This window comes from Amycolatopsis cynarae (assembly GCF_026802195.1).
GTDB classification, from domain to species: domain Bacteria; phylum Actinomycetota; class Actinomycetes; order Mycobacteriales; family Pseudonocardiaceae; genus Amycolatopsis_E; species Amycolatopsis_E rhizosphaerae.
In genome coordinates this window covers 1,475,202-1,488,236 of record NZ_CP113836.1, presented here as the reverse complement: position 1 = coordinate 1,488,236, position 13,035 = coordinate 1,475,202, and the positions used below count along the sequence as shown (strand labels likewise).

Here is a 13,035-nt window from a genome sequence, read left to right as displayed (position 1 = left end):
GATGGATCTCGATCTCGACGAGCGGACGCTCGCCTTCCGGGACGAGGCCCGCGCATGGCTCGCCGCCAACGTCCCCAAGGAACCGCTGGCGTCCTTCGACACGGCCGAGGGCTTCGAACAGCACCGTGCCTGGGAGGCCGAACTCGCCGAGGCACGCTGGTCGGTGGTCTCGTGGCCTGCCGAGTTCGGCGGGCGTGACGCGAGCCTGCTGGAATGGGTCGTCTTCGAAGAGGAGTACTACCGGGCCGGGGCGCCCGGCCGGGTGAGCCAGAACGGCATCTTCATGCTCGCGCCCACCCTGTTTTCCCACGGAACCGACGAGCAGCGGCACCGCGTGCTGCCCAAGATGGCCCGAGGCGAGGAAATCTGGGCCCAGGCCTGGTCGGAACCGGAAGCGGGCAGCGACATCGCCGCGCTGCGGAGCACGGCGGTGCGCGCCGAGGGCGGCTGGCTGCTGTCGGGGCAGAAGACCTGGAGTTCCCGCGCCGCCTTCGCCGACCGTGCGTTCGGGTTGTTCCGCAGCGATCCGGAAAGCAAGCGGCACAAGGGGCTGACCTACTTCATGGTCGACCTGCGCGCGCCGGGTGTGCAGGTGCGCCCGATCCGGCAGTTGGACGGTGAACCCGGTTTCGCCGAAATCTTCCTCGACGAGGTGTTCGTCCCCGACGCCGATGTCATCGGCGAACCCGGGGAGGGCTGGCGTGTCGCGATGACCACGGCGAACAACGAGCGTGGACTGTCGCTGCGGAGCCCCGGCCGCTTCCTTGCCGCCGCCGACCGCCTGGTGGCCCTGTGGGGCAGCCAGGGCGGCCCCGCCGCTCTGGGTGAGCGCGTGGCCGACGCCTGGATCGGCGCCCGCGCCTATCAGCTCTACACCTTCGGCACCGTCACCAGGCTCGCCGAAGGCGGCGAGCTCGGACCGGAGTCCAGTGTGAACAAGCTGTTCTGGTCGCATCTGGACGTCGCACTGCACGAGACGGCACTGGACCTGCTCGGCCCGGAGGCCGAGGTACGCGAGGACTGGCTGGACGGGTGGCTGTTCTCCCTCGCCGGTCCCATCTACGGCGGCACGGACCAGATCCAGCGCAACACGGTCGCGGAGCGACTGCTCGGCCTGCCGAGGGGGGACCGATGAGATTCGCCCTGTCCCAGGAACAACACGACTTCGCCGCCAGCATGGACCAGCTACTGTCCGGTGTGGACACTCCCTCGGTGATCCGCACCTGGGCCGCCGGGGAGCACGAACCGGGGCTGAAGGTGTGGCGCGATCTGGCCGAGCTCGGCGTGACCGCGCTGACCGTTCCCGAACGGTTCGACGGGCTGGGCGCGACCGCCGTCGACCTCGTGGTCGCGTTCGAGCGTCTCGGCTACCACGGTGTGCCCGGTCCGTGGGTGGACACGGCGGCGGTCCTCCCCGCCCTGCTCGAGGACGAGGTCCTGGCCGGAACCGCCGCGGGTGAGACGATCGCCTCGGTGGCCGCACCCCCCGAAGTGCCCTACGCCCTCGATGCCGATATGGCGCATCTCCGCGTGTTCGTCCGGGACGACGAGGTGGCCGTGTTCTCCCGCGGCCGCCGCCTGCCCGGTGTGGATGTCGCACGCCGTCTGTTCGAGGTGAAGCCCGGCGACCAGATCGGGGTCGCGCACGATCCGGCCCGCGCCTTCGACCTGGGCGTGCTCGCCACCGCGGCCCAACTGCTCGGTGCCGGGCAGTGGCTGCTCGACACGAGCGTCGCCTATGCCGGACAGCGACACCAGTACGGCCGGGCGATCGGGCAGTACCAGGCGATCAAGCACCTGCTCGCGGACGTGGCGACGAAGCTGGAACTGGCCCGCCCACTGCTGTATGGCGCGGCGGTCGCCGAGCGCACCGCCACCCGGTCCCGCGACGTGTCCGCCGCCAAGGTGGCGGCCGCCGACGCCGCCTACCTTGCGGCGCGCACGGGCCTGCAGGTCCACGGCGCGATCGGCTACACCTCCGAACACGCCCTCGGCCTCTGGCTGACCAAGGTGCGGGCGCTGGTCGGCGCCTGGGGCACCCAGGCTTTCCATCGGTCGCGCGTTCTGGGAGCCCTGGTATGACCTTCACCGACGAGCAACTCGCCCTCCGGGACACCGTCCGGAATGTCCTGGACCGGCACCCGGATCCCTGGCCGGTGCTCTGCGCGCAGGTGGGCGTGGCCGCGCTGGCCGTGCCGGAACGCCACGGCGGCCTGGGCGCGGGCCTGCGCGAGGTTCAGATCGTCGCCGAGGAACTGGGCCGGGTGCTGAGCCCGGCCCCGTTCCTCGGCTCCGCTGTGCTGGCTACGCACGCGATCCTCGAAACGGCGGACGAGGAGGCGGCGAAACGGCTGCTGCCCAGGCTCGCCGAAGGGACCCTCGCAGCACTGGGGTGGACGACCGAAGACGGCAGCTGGGATCCCGTCCGCGCCGCCTTCTCCGCCCGAGGCTCCCTTGTGGACGGTCACGCGCATTACGTCCTCGAGGGAGACCTCGCCGAGGTGCTGCTGGTGGTCGCCGAGACCGACGGCGAGCTGGGCCTGTTCGAAGTCGATCCCGCCCAGGCGCGGCGCGTCCACACGCCCACGATGGACGAGTCCCGCCGCCTGGCCGAGATCGAAGTCACCGGCGCCGAGGCCACCCGGGTCGGCACCGGTGATTTCCGTCCGGCGCTGCACCGCCTCCGGGACACGGCCTGTGCCGTCCTAGCCGCCGAGCAGGTGGGGGCGGCCGCACGGGCACTGGACATCACGGTCGCCTACTCGCGGCAGCGGGAGCAGTTCGGCCGTCCCATCGGCGGTTTCCAGGCGCTCAAGCACCGGATGGCGGACCTGTACGTCCTGGTGGAGACGGCACGGTCCGCCGCCTATGCGGTGACCGAGCCGGACGCGGACGTCGCGCATCTGGCTGCGGTCGCCAAGACCTACTGCTCCGAGGTGTTCTCCCGGGTCGCCGCGGAGATGATCCAACTCCACGGCGGGATCGCGATCACCTGGGAGCACGAGGCCCATCGATTCTTCAAACGCGCGCATGGCGCCGGCCAGCTCTTCGGGCAGCCGCATCACCACCTTCCCAGGGTCGTCCCCACTCTTGATTAGCTCGGGGGTTCCGGGCAGGTGCCTCGGCGCTCGGCTCGCCGCAGCACCCGCCGGGCCCCGCATCAGTCCTGCTCCGATTCCGGCCAGGGCCAGCAGATCGGACATCGGGCGCGGCCCGGGTGCGGAGCGGCCGGCACGCAGGCCGCCCCGCACTCGGCCAGTCCGAAGAAACGGCCTCGCGCGCGCAGACGAGACACGTTGTCCTGCCGGACCCGATGGAGCAGGTTTCCCGAGAACGCGCCGGGCCACGCGTGCTCGTCTTCAGGACGCGACGGCGGCGGATCCGACCGCATCGCAGCTCTTCAAGGGCAGGATCGGCTGTCCGCCGACCGCCCCGTGCACCGTTGGCCACCGTCCCCGGACAGCCCCCGGCGAGCGCGCCGCTCGCCTGATGGGGTGGCCTGTCCAAGGACGACCCGGACGTGGTTGTTCGCCCATTCCGCACTCCTTCCGCTCGGTACGACATCGACGGCCGTCATGGCGAGTGCGTGCCGGGTGTTGTCTCCCACCTGCCGCGAACCACGGTAATCGAACACGGGTTCGCGCGACATCTACCGAATTACGTATTTACGGTTCCGGATCGCGGCCGCTAGCTTTCTCCGCCATGAGCACAGTGGAATCTTCGAATCTCGCCACGGGCAGTCAGTACGCGGGTTCACGCTCGTCACGATCGACGTCTCGGCCGTTCGCCGGGCAGACCCTTGCCTCTCGCCTGCGCCCGGGTGCGCCGTAACGGAACCCGGGCGACCCGCACGGCACCGCCGGGGGGACGGCGGGTTGCCGGGAGCGGAACCGTCTCCATCCAGGCCGAACCCGCCTGTTCCAGCAGGGCCTCGAAGACGAACGCCCCCGCGATCCGGAACGACCGCAGCACCGAGGCGAGCGGGATGCCCAGGCGGGCCTGCACCCGCCCGGTCTCCTGCGCGGCGTCGACCGCGAGCTCCTCGCCGTCCAGCACGGCCCGCAGGGCACGGTCCAGGTTGACCTCGCACACCTTGCACAGCTCGGCGCGGCGGTCGAGCGCCACCCGGCGGTAGTGGAGGTCCTCGGCGACGAGCCGGTCGGTGAGCCGGCCGGCCAGTTCGGACAGCCGTGCCAGCAGCGCCTCGACCAGCCCGCGCTGCTCGGGCGGCACGGCGAAGGAAAAGGCCACCCTGCCCATCCTGACCACCTCCGCTTGTTCCCGCCCCGACGCCCCGCCAGTGTAAAACCCCCAATTTGATCAGAACCGGACAGTGGTACCACGGTTTCAGACGGCCGAGACCGGGAGGTAACCGGCGATCATCGCGGTGACCTCGTCGAGCAGCCGGTCGCGCTCGAGGTCCGGCTCGTCGAGCACCCAGCGCATGGTGAGATTCTCGATCGCCAACACGACCACCCACGCCTTGACCGCCACGCCCGGCCGCTCGTGCTCGGGAACCTGGACGGCCATCGCCGCGGTCGCCAGCTCCCGTACTCGCTGCTCCAGCGCCCGGCGCTGGTGCCGCAGCCTGCGAGGGGGCAGTTCCTCGTGGATGACCCGCAGCAGTGCGCGGTCGGCTTCCAGTGCCGCGACGAGCGCGTCCACCACGTCACGGATGCGCGCCGGGCCGATCTCGCCGAGCCGGTCGCCGAGCGAGGCCACCACGCGATCGGCGACCTGCTCCCAGTACCGGTCCACGACGTTGTCCAGAATCGCCGTCCGACCGGCGCTACCCCGGCGTGCCCGCCGCGTTGTCCGGGCTGCGCGCCCGGTGGGAACAGGAGCGCATGCTCAGCATGCTGACCGCCTTTCACGGTCCCGCCGCGATGCGCGAACTGGGCCTGCCGGTGGCCGCCGTGGGCACTGGCCTACCTGCTGCCGCTCGACACCTGGCGGTACCGGGTGCTCGGCCGGACCGAAGGCGGGCGCCGCCGTCTGGAGGAACTCGGCCGCCGCAGCCGGCGGGAGATCATCGGCAGCTACTTCCCCGGCGAGACCCCGGAGGTGGGCGACCTGCCGTCCGGGCAGACCCGGTAGCCCCGGTCCCGGCCCGATCGCCGCGGACCGGGCCGGGGCCGGGCACCGGACGACGGCGATTCAGAGCCAGTCGTCGGGACCGGGCCAGGTGAGCAGGTCGCCGAACTCGGGTCGCAAGGGTTCGGTTCCGGTGTAGTGACCGCGGTAGAACAACAACGGCCGTCCGCCCGTCGGCTCGCCGAGCGTGGTCACCCGGCCCACCACGACATAGTGGTCACCGGCCTCGTGCACCGCGTCGAGCGTGCAGTCCATCCAGGTGAGAGCGCCCGCCAGGACAGGGGCACCCGATGGGGCCGGGGCCCACTCGACCGCGCCGAACTTGTCCGCACCACGCGAACCGAAGATCGCACTCACCTCGCGCTGCTGCTCGCCGAGCACGTTCACCGCGAACCGGCCGGTGCGCTCGACCACCGGCCAGGTCCGGGAGTTCTTGCCGGGGCAGAACAGGATCAGCGGGGGGTCGAGGGACAGGGCCGCGAAGGACTGGCAGGCGAAGCCGACCGGTTCCACCCCGTCGTGCGCCGTCACCACGGTCACGCCCGTGCAGAAATGACCCAAAACCGCACGGAACCGGGCCGGATCGATCTCGGTCACCCCGGTAGTCACCGTGCGCCCACACTGAAGTCGTGGCCCCAGAGGCTGACCGCCGTGCTCTCGCGCGCGATCCAGACCTCGTCGTCGACCTGACGTCCCTCACAGCCGAATTCGACATCGAACCCGCCGGGAGTCTTCATGTAGAACGACAACATCAGATCGTTGACGTGCCGGCCCAGAGTGGCCGACATCGGCACGTTCCGGCGCTTCGCCCGGTCCAGGCACAGGCCCACGTCGTCGGTGTTCTCCACCTCGACCATCAGGTGGACGATCCCGCTCGGCGTCGGCATGGGCAGGAAGGCCAGGCTGTGGTGGCGTGGGTTGCAGCCGAAGAACCGCAGCCAGGCCGGGGCGCCGTCGGCGGGCCGCCCGACCATCTGCGGGGGCAGCCGCATCGAGTCGCGAAGCCGGAAGCCGAGTACGTCCCGGTAGAAGCGCAAGGCGGCTTCGTCATCATGGGTGGACAGCACCACATGGCCGAGCCCCTGCTCCCCGGTGACGAACCGGTGCCCGTACGGGCTCACCACCCGGCGGTGCTCCAGGGCCGCACCGTGGAAGACCTCGAGGGTGTTGCCGGAGGGGTCTTCGAAGGTGATCAGCTCGCAGACCCGCCGGTCCGCGAGCTGCTCCGGCGTGCCCTCCTTGTAGGGCACCTCGTGCGCGTCGAGGCTCGACCGCACCTCGGCCAGTTCGGCGGCGTTGGCGACCTCCCAGCCGGCCACCACCAGCCGGTCCGATTCGCCCGGTGAAATCACCAGGCGGGCCGGAAAGTCGTCCATGCGCAGGTAGAGCGCTTCCGGATCGGTGCCCTTGCCCTCCACCATGCCGAGGACCTTGAGACCGTACTCGCGCCACTTCGCCATGTCCGTGGCCTCGATGCGGAGATAGCCGAGCGATCGGATTCCCATCACGAGCCTCCCAGGAAGTCCAGGGTCAACCGGTTGAACTCGTCGAACTTCTCCAGTTGCGCCCAGTGCCCGCAACCGCCGAAGACGTGCAGCTGGGCACGCGGGATCATCTTCAACGCCAGCAGCGCGCCGTCAAGCGGGTTCACCCGGTCCTCACGGCCCCAGACGAGCAGCACCCGCTGCCGCAGGCGGTGCGCATCGCGCCACAGCATGCCCTGCTCGTAGCTGTCGGGGCGCATGAAGGACGCGCCCATCGCCCGCATCGCCGCCAGCGACTCGGGGGTACTCGCCGCCTCGAACCGTTCCGCCACCAGTTCCTCGGTGATCAGGGACTGGTCGTGCACCATCACCCGCAGGAAGGCTTCGAGCTTTTCCTTGCTGGGGCCCGGCGGAGCGGCGAAGCGACCGAGGTTCTTCACCCCCTCGGTGGGGTCGGGCGCGAACACGTTGACACTCAACCCTCCCGGGCCCATCAGGACCAGGCGGCCGGCCCGTCGCGGGTGGTCGAGCGCGAGGCGGACCGCCGTCCCGCCGCCGAGCGAGTTGCCCACCAGGTGGGCCTTCTCGATGCCGAGTTCGTCCATCAGCCCGATCACGGCCTGCGAGCTGTGGGTGAAGTACTGCGGATGCTCGGTCGGCTTGTCGGAACGGCCGAAGCCCGGCTGGTCGACCGCGATCACACGGTAGGACTTCGCGAACACCGGGATGTTGCGGGCGAAGTTGCTCCAGGCGGAGGCGCCCGGCCCGCCGCCGTGCAGCAGGATCAGTGTTTCCTCGTGCTCGGCACCGGCCTCGTGGTAGTGCAGCCGCAGTCCCTCGCGTACCTCGACGTACTTGCCTTCGGTCATCTCACACCATCGCGTTTTCCACCGGCAAACCGAATTCGCCGGTACCGAACATCGTGTAAGCACGCTCGGGGTCGTTCGCCGCGTGCACCCGGCCCGCGTGGGCGTCCCGCCAGAACCGCTGGATCGGGGTGCCCATCTTCAGCGCGCGACCGCCGGAGTTTTCGAAGAGCCGGTCGATCGCCGCGATCGCCCGCTCGGTGCCGCGCACCTGGTCCCGCCGCACCCGAAGCCGCGTCGAAAACGGCAACTTCTCACCGCGGCAGGCCAACTGGTAGAGCTCGTCGATGTTGCGGGTGAGCTGCAGCCACGCGGCGTCGATCTCACTCGCCGCCTCGGCGACGCGGACCTTGGCGAACGGGTCCTCCTTGGCCTGCTCCCCCGCGTAGGCGGCACGCACCCGCGTCCGCTGGTGCTCGATATGGGCGTCGTAGGCGCCCTGTGCCATCCCGATGATGGGTGCGGTGATGGTGGAGGGATGCACGGACCCGTAGGGAAGCTTGTACAGCGGCCCCGGGTTGACCTCCTGGCCCGGTGTCTTGCACTTGGAGGTGGCCATGAAGCTCAGCGCCCGGTGCCCGGGCACGAACACGTCCTCGACCACGATGTCGTTGCTGCCGGTCCCTCGCAGGCCCACGGTGTCCCAGACGTCGACGATGGTGTAGTCCGCTATGGGCACCAGGTAGGTGCAGAAGTCCACCGGCTTGCCGTCGGCGAAGGCGGGAGCGCCCAGCATCACCCAGGTGGCGTGGTCGCATCCGGAGGAGAAGCTCCACCGGCCGGAGAGCCGGTACCCGCCGTCGACCACGGTCGCCTTGCCCATCGGGGCGTAGGAGGACGAGATGCGGGTGTCCACGTTCTCACCCCACACGTCTTCCTGCGCCTGGGCCTCGAACAGCCCCAGATGCCAGGGGTGGACCCCCAGGATCGAGGCGACCCATCCGGTGGATCCGCACGCACCGGCGATCATCTTGACCGCGGTGTAGAAGGTGACGGGATCGGCCTCGTAGCCGCCGTAGATCTTCGGCTGCAGCAGCTTGAAGAAGCCCGTCTCCTGCAAAGACTTGATCGACTCGTCCGGAATCCGCCGGGCGTCTTCGGTTTCCTGCGCCCGTTCCCGGAGGACGGGCAACAGCTCGGAGACTCCGGCGATCACCCCACGCGCGTCCTGCTCACTCATCGGCGATGCCCCGTCCTACTCAGACCTGCACTCTCTGCACCAAGAGTAGAACACGTTCTCGTTTTTGTCATCACCACGTGTGCGCTTCACCACCCAATCAACGGCGCCGGACCGGAGAACACGTCTTCGGCCGGCGACAGGACGCCAGACCAGGGCCTAGAACAGATTCCCTGTCGCGGAGGCCACGAACGGAGACGACCGCGGCCCTGTCCGCTTGGCCAACCCTAGAACTGGAACATGTTCTCGTCTATGGTTACCACCAAGGCTACGACCAGAAGCCGAACTTTCTGTAACACGTTTCACCCGGAGGTGGCATGAGTGCAGGACCGGTAGGCGAGTACGACGTCATCGTGGCGGGCAGCGGTGCCGCCGGGATGACGGCCGCACTCCACGCCGCCCACCAGGGTCTGGCCGTCCTCGTCCTGGAGAAGGCCGGGAAGTTCGGCGGCTCCACCGCGCGTTCCGGGGGCGGCGTCTGGATCCCGGGCAACGAGGCGCTGAAGGCCGCGGGCATCGTCGACCCACCGGAGGAGGCGCGCCGCTATCTGGAGGCGATCGTCGGCGACGTCGTCCCCGCCGAGCTCCGCAACACCTTCCTCGATCGCGGCCCGGAGGTGGTCTCCTTCGTCCACCGGCACACGCCGCTGCGGTTCCAATGGGTGCGCGACTACTCCGACTACCACCCGGAGGCACCCGGTGGCCGCGCCGGCGGCCGCTCGGTCGAACCGAAGGCCTTCAACGCCGGCCTGCTGGGCGAAGAACTCGCCAACCTGGAGCCGCCCTACAGCGCTCCCCCGCTCGGGGTGCCGCTCACACAGGCCGACTACCGCTGGCTGAGCCTCATCGCCCGGCACCCGAAGGGCACGCTCACCCTGCTCAGCCTCGGCGCCCGCTGGCTGGCGGGCCGGCTGCGAGGCCGCCACCTGCTGTCCATGGGCCAGGCGCTGGCCGCCGGACTCCGGGTCGGCCTGGCCGACGCCGGCGTCGGCGTCTGGCTGAACACCCCCGTGCTCGACCTGGTCACCGAACAGGACCGGGTGACCGGCGTCGTCGTCGAGCGCGACGGCGAAACCACGCAGCTGCGGGCCCGGCGCGGCGTGATCCTCGCGTCCGGCGGCTTCGAACACAACGAGGAGATGCGCGCGAAGTACCAGCGCCAGCCGATCGGCACCGAATGGACCGTGGGCGCGAAGGCCAACACCGGCGACGGGATCAACGCCGGACTCAAGCTCGGCGCGGCGGTGGCACTCATGGACGACGCCTGGTGGGGCCCCTCGCTCCCGCTCCCCGGCGGCCCCTGGTTCGCCCTCGCCGAGCGGTCGCGTCCCGGCAGCCTGATGGTCGACATGCGCGGTAAGCGGTTCGTCAACGAATCCGCGCCGTACGTGGAGGCGGTGCACGCGATGTACGGACCGGGCGAGGGCCCGGGCAGGCACATCCCGACCTGGCTGGTGTTCGACCAGCGCTACCGCAACCGCTACATGTTCACCGGGATCGGGCCGCGCCAGAAGATGCCGGGCCGCTGGTTCAAGGCGGGTATCGCGGTCAAATCGGGCACGGTGGCCGGTCTCGCCGAACGGATGGGCGTCCCCGCGGACGCGCTCACCGAGACGGTGGAGCGGTTCAACGGCTTTGCCCGCGCCGGTGCCGACGAGGACTTCGAGCGCGGAAAGAGCGCCTACGACCACTACTACGGCGACCCGCGCAACAAGCCCAATCCGAGCCTGGGCGCACTCGAGACCGCGCCGTACTACGCGATCAAGATCGTGCCGGGTGACCTGGGCACCAAGGGCGGGCTGCGCACCGACGCCCACGCCCGGGTGCTGCGGGAGGACGGCTCGGTGATCGAAGGACTGTACGCGGCCGGGAACACCAGCGCCGCCGTGATGGGCCACACCTACGCCGGTCCCGGCGCGACGATCGGCCCCGCCATGGTCTTCGGCTACCTCGCCGCCGAACACCTGGCCGCGGGCAAGGACAATGAGGGGCATCCCCAGGGAGGTCAACGATGACAGAGGTTCGCACCATCGACGCGGGCGCTCCCCCGCAGCGGTTCGCGCGCGGCTGGCACTGCCTCGGCCTGGCCGACTCGTTCAAGGACGGCAAGCCGCACGCCATCAACGCCTTCGGCACGAAACTCGTGGTGTTCCAGAGCCAGGACGGCAGGCTCAACGTGCTCGACGCCTACTGCAGGCACATGGGCGGCGATCTCAGCCAGGGCACCGTCAAGGGCAACGAGGTGGCCTGCCCGTTCCACGACTGGCGCTGGAGCGGCAGCGGCAAGTGCGTCTCGATTCCCTACGCCAAGCGCGTCCCGCTGCGGGCCCGCACCCGCTCGTGGCTCACGATGGAGGAGAACAAGCAGCTGTTCGTCTGGCACGACCCGGAGGGCAATCCGCCGCCGCCGGAGGTGGCGATTCCCCGCATCGAGGGCGTGATGAGCGGCGGGTGGAGCAACTGGACCTGGGACTCGATCCTCATCGAGGGCGCCAACTGCCGGGAGATCGTGGACAACGTCGTCGACATGGCGCACTTCTTCTACATCCACTACGCCTACCCGACGTACTTCAAGAACGTCTTCGAAGGCCATGTGGCGACGCAGTACCTCAACACCAAGGGCCGCCCGGATGTCGGATCGGCGGGCAACTACGCCGGCGAGGACAACGTGCTGCGCTCGGAGGCCTCCTACTACGGCCCCTCCTACATGATCAACTACCTGCACAACAACTACAAGGGCTTCGAGTTCGACAACGTGCTCGTCAACTGCCACTACCCGGTCACCCCGACCTCGTTCGTGCTGCAGTGGGGAGTCAGCGTGTCGAAGCTCCCCGGCGTCTCCGACGAGCAGGCCGACAAGATCGCCGGGAAGATCGCCAAAAGCTTCGGCGTCGGCTTCCTGCAGGACGTCGAGATCTGGAAGAACAAGACCCGGATCGACAACCCGCTGCTGTGCGAGGAGGACGGGCCCGTCTACCAGCTCCGCCGGTGGTACGAACAGTTCTATGTGGACGCCGCGGACGTCACCGAGGACATGACGCGCCGCTTCGAGTTCGAAGTGGACACCACGAAGGCCAACGAAGCCTGGGCCAAGGAGGTCGCGGAGAACCTCGCGCGGCAGCAGGCGGGGGTATGACCGTGGGGGCGCCGACCGGCGAGCGTGCCGAGTTCCTCTCCGGGGGGATGCGGCCGCACACCTGCGCGACCTGCGGCACCCGGGTGCTGGTGAAGAAGAACAGCTGGAAGCACACCAGCATCCAGTGGACGACGGACGCGGCGAGCAGTTGCCCGGTGTTCGCCGAGCGGGTCGCCGCCGGCGGGAACACCGCGCTGCTGGACACGTGTGAGCGGTTGAAGGAAAGCATCGCGGAGTCGGTGCGAGGAGGGGCGTTCGGAGTGCTGGATGGCTGAGGCGCACACCCTGACCGTGGCCGAGGTGATCGCGGAGACCGCGGACGCGCGCTCCGTGGTGTTCGAACTCGGCCCGGAGCAGGTCGAGGCGTTCCGGTACCGGCCGGGGCAGTTCCTCACCCTCCGGGTCGGGTCCGCCGCGCGCTGCTATTCGCTGTCGAGTGCACCGCACGAGGGTTCCCGGCTGAAGGTCACCGTCAAGCGGACCGAAGGCGGCTACGGGTCGAACTGGGTCTGCGACAACGTCGTGGCCGGTTCGACCCTCGAAGTCCTGCCCCCGGCGGGGGTGTTCACCCCCGCCTCGTTCGACGAGGATCTGCTCCTGTTCGCCGCGGGCAGCGGGATCACGCCGGTCATGTCGATCCTCAAGACGGCGCTGCACCGCGGCACGGGCCAGGTCGTGCTGATCTACGCGAACCGCAACGAGCGCTCGGTGATCTTCGCCCGGGAGCTGGCCGGACTGGCCGCCGAATTCCCGGAACGGCTGGTGCTGATCCACTGGCTGGAGACCGTGCAGGGGCTTCCGGACGCCGCGCGGCTGAAGGCGCTGGCGAAACCCTTCGCCGCCTTCGAAGCCTTCCTGTGCGGGCCCGCGCCGTTCATGGACGCCGCCCGCCAGGCGCTGAAGGAACTCGACGTGCCGCGAAGCCGGGTCCACCGGGAGAAGTTCGTTTCCCTCGGCGGGAACCCGTTCGACACCGGCCCGGCACCGGAGACCGGCACGGACGAGACGAGCGACCTGCACGTCGAACTGGACGGCGAGCGACACTCCTTCACCTGGCCGCGACGGCAGAAGCTGCTCGATTTCCTGCTGGACAAGGGTTTGGACGCGCCGTACTCGTGCCGGGAGGGGCAGTGCAGCGCCTGTGCCTGCCGCATCGTCTCGGGCGAGGTCAAGATGCTGAACAACGAGATCCTGGATTCCGAGGACATCGCGGAGGGCATCGTGCTGGCCTGCCAGTCGCTCCCGCTGACCGACGAAGTCTCCGTGACCTACGAGTAG

Annotated in this window: 14 protein-coding genes; 8 read left to right on the top strand and 6 right to left on the bottom strand. The window is 69.6% G+C overall.

The features are described 5' to 3' along the window. Position 1 precedes the first annotated feature (1 nt). From ORV05_RS07295 to ORV05_RS07285, 3 genes are read left to right on the top strand one after another with little or no spacing between them, the layout of a single operon-like run. Positions 2-1,135, top strand: a complete 1,134-nt coding sequence (locus ORV05_RS07295) for an acyl-CoA dehydrogenase family protein (RefSeq protein WP_268757677.1) — start codon at positions 2-4, stop codon at positions 1,133-1,135. Next, positions 1,132-2,082, top strand: a complete 951-nt coding sequence (locus tag ORV05_RS07290) for an acyl-CoA dehydrogenase family protein (RefSeq protein WP_268757676.1) — start codon at positions 1,132-1,134, stop codon at positions 2,080-2,082. Before ORV05_RS07295 ends, ORV05_RS07290 begins: the two co-directional genes overlap by 4 nt. After that, positions 2,079-3,098, top strand: coding sequence for an acyl-CoA dehydrogenase family protein (locus ORV05_RS07285; protein ID WP_268757675.1), 1,020 nt, complete (start codon positions 2,079-2,081; stop codon positions 3,096-3,098). The genes ORV05_RS07290 and ORV05_RS07285 overlap by 4 nt, the downstream gene beginning before the upstream one ends. 664 nt (positions 3,099-3,762) lie before the next feature. On the opposite strand, the gene ORV05_RS07280 is transcribed toward ORV05_RS07285, so the two are convergent. Next, entirely contained in the window at positions 3,763-4,260 is a 498-nt protein-coding gene (locus ORV05_RS07280; RefSeq protein ID WP_268757674.1) for a hypothetical protein, read from the bottom strand. Between the two features lie 87 nt (positions 4,261-4,347). Further along, positions 4,348-4,758: a hypothetical protein gene (locus ORV05_RS07275; RefSeq protein ID WP_268757673.1), complete on the bottom strand. Its 411-nt coding sequence runs from the start codon at positions 4,756-4,758 to the stop codon at positions 4,348-4,350. Positions 4,759-4,962: 204 nt separating this feature from the next. Between ORV05_RS07275 and ORV05_RS07270 the strand changes: the two genes are divergently transcribed. Beyond that, complete coding sequence (locus ORV05_RS07270; protein ID WP_268757672.1) at positions 4,963-5,097, top strand: hypothetical protein; 135 nt, start codon at positions 4,963-4,965, stop codon at positions 5,095-5,097. Positions 5,098-5,157: 60 nt separating this feature from the next. Here ORV05_RS07270 and hsaB read toward each other — a convergent pair whose 3' ends face one another. The 4 genes from hsaB to hsaA are packed head-to-tail and all read right to left on the bottom strand — an operon-like array spanning position 5,158 to position 8,624. Beyond that, entirely contained in the window at positions 5,158-5,691 is a 534-nt protein-coding gene (hsaB, locus tag ORV05_RS07265) for a 3-hydroxy-9,10-secoandrosta-1,3,5(10)-triene-9,17-dione monooxygenase reductase subunit (protein ID WP_268757671.1), read from the bottom strand. A gap of 8 nt (positions 5,692-5,699) precedes the next feature. After that, positions 5,700-6,599, bottom strand: coding sequence for an iron-dependent extradiol dioxygenase HsaC (gene hsaC, locus ORV05_RS07260; protein ID WP_268757670.1), 900 nt, complete (start codon positions 6,597-6,599; stop codon positions 5,700-5,702). Next, positions 6,599-7,447 carry a 4,5:9,10-diseco-3-hydroxy-5,9,17-trioxoandrosta-1(10),2-diene-4-oate hydrolase gene (gene hsaD, locus ORV05_RS07255; RefSeq protein ID WP_268757669.1) on the bottom strand — a complete coding sequence of 283 codons (849 nt, stop codon included), beginning with the start codon at positions 7,445-7,447 and terminating at the stop codon, positions 6,599-6,601. The genes hsaC and hsaD overlap by 1 nt, the downstream gene beginning before the upstream one ends. A gap of 1 nt (position 7,448) precedes the next feature. Continuing rightward, on the bottom strand, positions 7,449-8,624 hold the full coding sequence (hsaA, locus tag ORV05_RS07250; RefSeq protein WP_268757668.1) for a 3-hydroxy-9,10-secoandrosta-1,3,5(10)-triene-9,17-dione monooxygenase oxygenase subunit: 1,176 nt from the start codon (positions 8,622-8,624) through the stop codon (positions 7,449-7,451). A gap of 314 nt (positions 8,625-8,938) precedes the next feature. On the opposite strand from hsaA, the gene kstD reads away from it, so the two are divergent. Genes kstD through ORV05_RS07230 form a run of 4 tightly spaced genes read left to right on the top strand, consistent with a single transcriptional unit; the run spans position 8,939 to position 13,035 of the window. Next, entirely contained in the window at positions 8,939-10,636 is a 1,698-nt protein-coding gene (gene kstD / locus ORV05_RS07245) for a 3-oxosteroid 1-dehydrogenase (protein ID WP_268757667.1), read from the top strand. Further along, on the top strand, positions 10,633-11,757 hold the full coding sequence (locus ORV05_RS07240) for a Rieske 2Fe-2S domain-containing protein (RefSeq protein WP_268757666.1): 1,125 nt from the start codon (positions 10,633-10,635) through the stop codon (positions 11,755-11,757). Before kstD ends, ORV05_RS07240 begins: the two co-directional genes overlap by 4 nt. After that, positions 11,754-12,032 (top strand): hypothetical protein, encoded by a 279-nt coding sequence (locus tag ORV05_RS07235; protein WP_144587026.1) that lies wholly within the window; start codon positions 11,754-11,756, stop codon positions 12,030-12,032. The genes ORV05_RS07240 and ORV05_RS07235 overlap by 4 nt, the downstream gene beginning before the upstream one ends. Next, entirely contained in the window at positions 12,025-13,035 is a 1,011-nt protein-coding gene (locus ORV05_RS07230) for a ferredoxin--NADP reductase (protein WP_268757665.1), read from the top strand. The genes ORV05_RS07235 and ORV05_RS07230 overlap by 8 nt, the downstream gene beginning before the upstream one ends.

Bases quoted from the DNA above. Each gene is read 5' to 3' on its own strand.
- kstD (WP_268757667.1), top strand. From the start codon at position 8,939: ATGAGTGCAGGACCGGTAGGCGAGTACGACGTCATCGTGGCGGGCAGC.
- ORV05_RS07230 (WP_268757665.1), top strand. From the start codon at position 12,025: ATGGCTGAGGCGCACACCCTGACCGTGGCCGAGGTGATCGCGGAGACC.
- hsaC (WP_268757670.1), bottom strand. From the start codon at position 6,599: ATGGGAATCCGATCGCTCGGCTATCTCCGCATCGAGGCCACGGACATG.
- ORV05_RS07295 (WP_268757677.1), top strand. From the start codon at position 2: ATGGATCTCGATCTCGACGAGCGGACGCTCGCCTTCCGGGACGAGGCC.
- ORV05_RS07285 (WP_268757675.1), top strand. From the start codon at position 2,079: ATGACCTTCACCGACGAGCAACTCGCCCTCCGGGACACCGTCCGGAAT.
- ORV05_RS07290 (WP_268757676.1), top strand. From the start codon at position 1,132: ATGAGATTCGCCCTGTCCCAGGAACAACACGACTTCGCCGCCAGCATG.
- hsaD (WP_268757669.1), bottom strand. From the start codon at position 7,447: ATGACCGAAGGCAAGTACGTCGAGGTACGCGAGGGACTGCGGCTGCAC.
- hsaA (WP_268757668.1), bottom strand. From the start codon at position 8,624: ATGAGTGAGCAGGACGCGCGTGGGGTGATCGCCGGAGTCTCCGAGCTG.
- ORV05_RS07280 (WP_268757674.1), bottom strand. From the start codon at position 4,260: ATGGGCAGGGTGGCCTTTTCCTTCGCCGTGCCGCCCGAGCAGCGCGGG.
- ORV05_RS07240 (WP_268757666.1), top strand. From the start codon at position 10,633: ATGACAGAGGTTCGCACCATCGACGCGGGCGCTCCCCCGCAGCGGTTC.
- ORV05_RS07235 (WP_144587026.1), top strand. From the start codon at position 11,754: ATGACCGTGGGGGCGCCGACCGGCGAGCGTGCCGAGTTCCTCTCCGGG.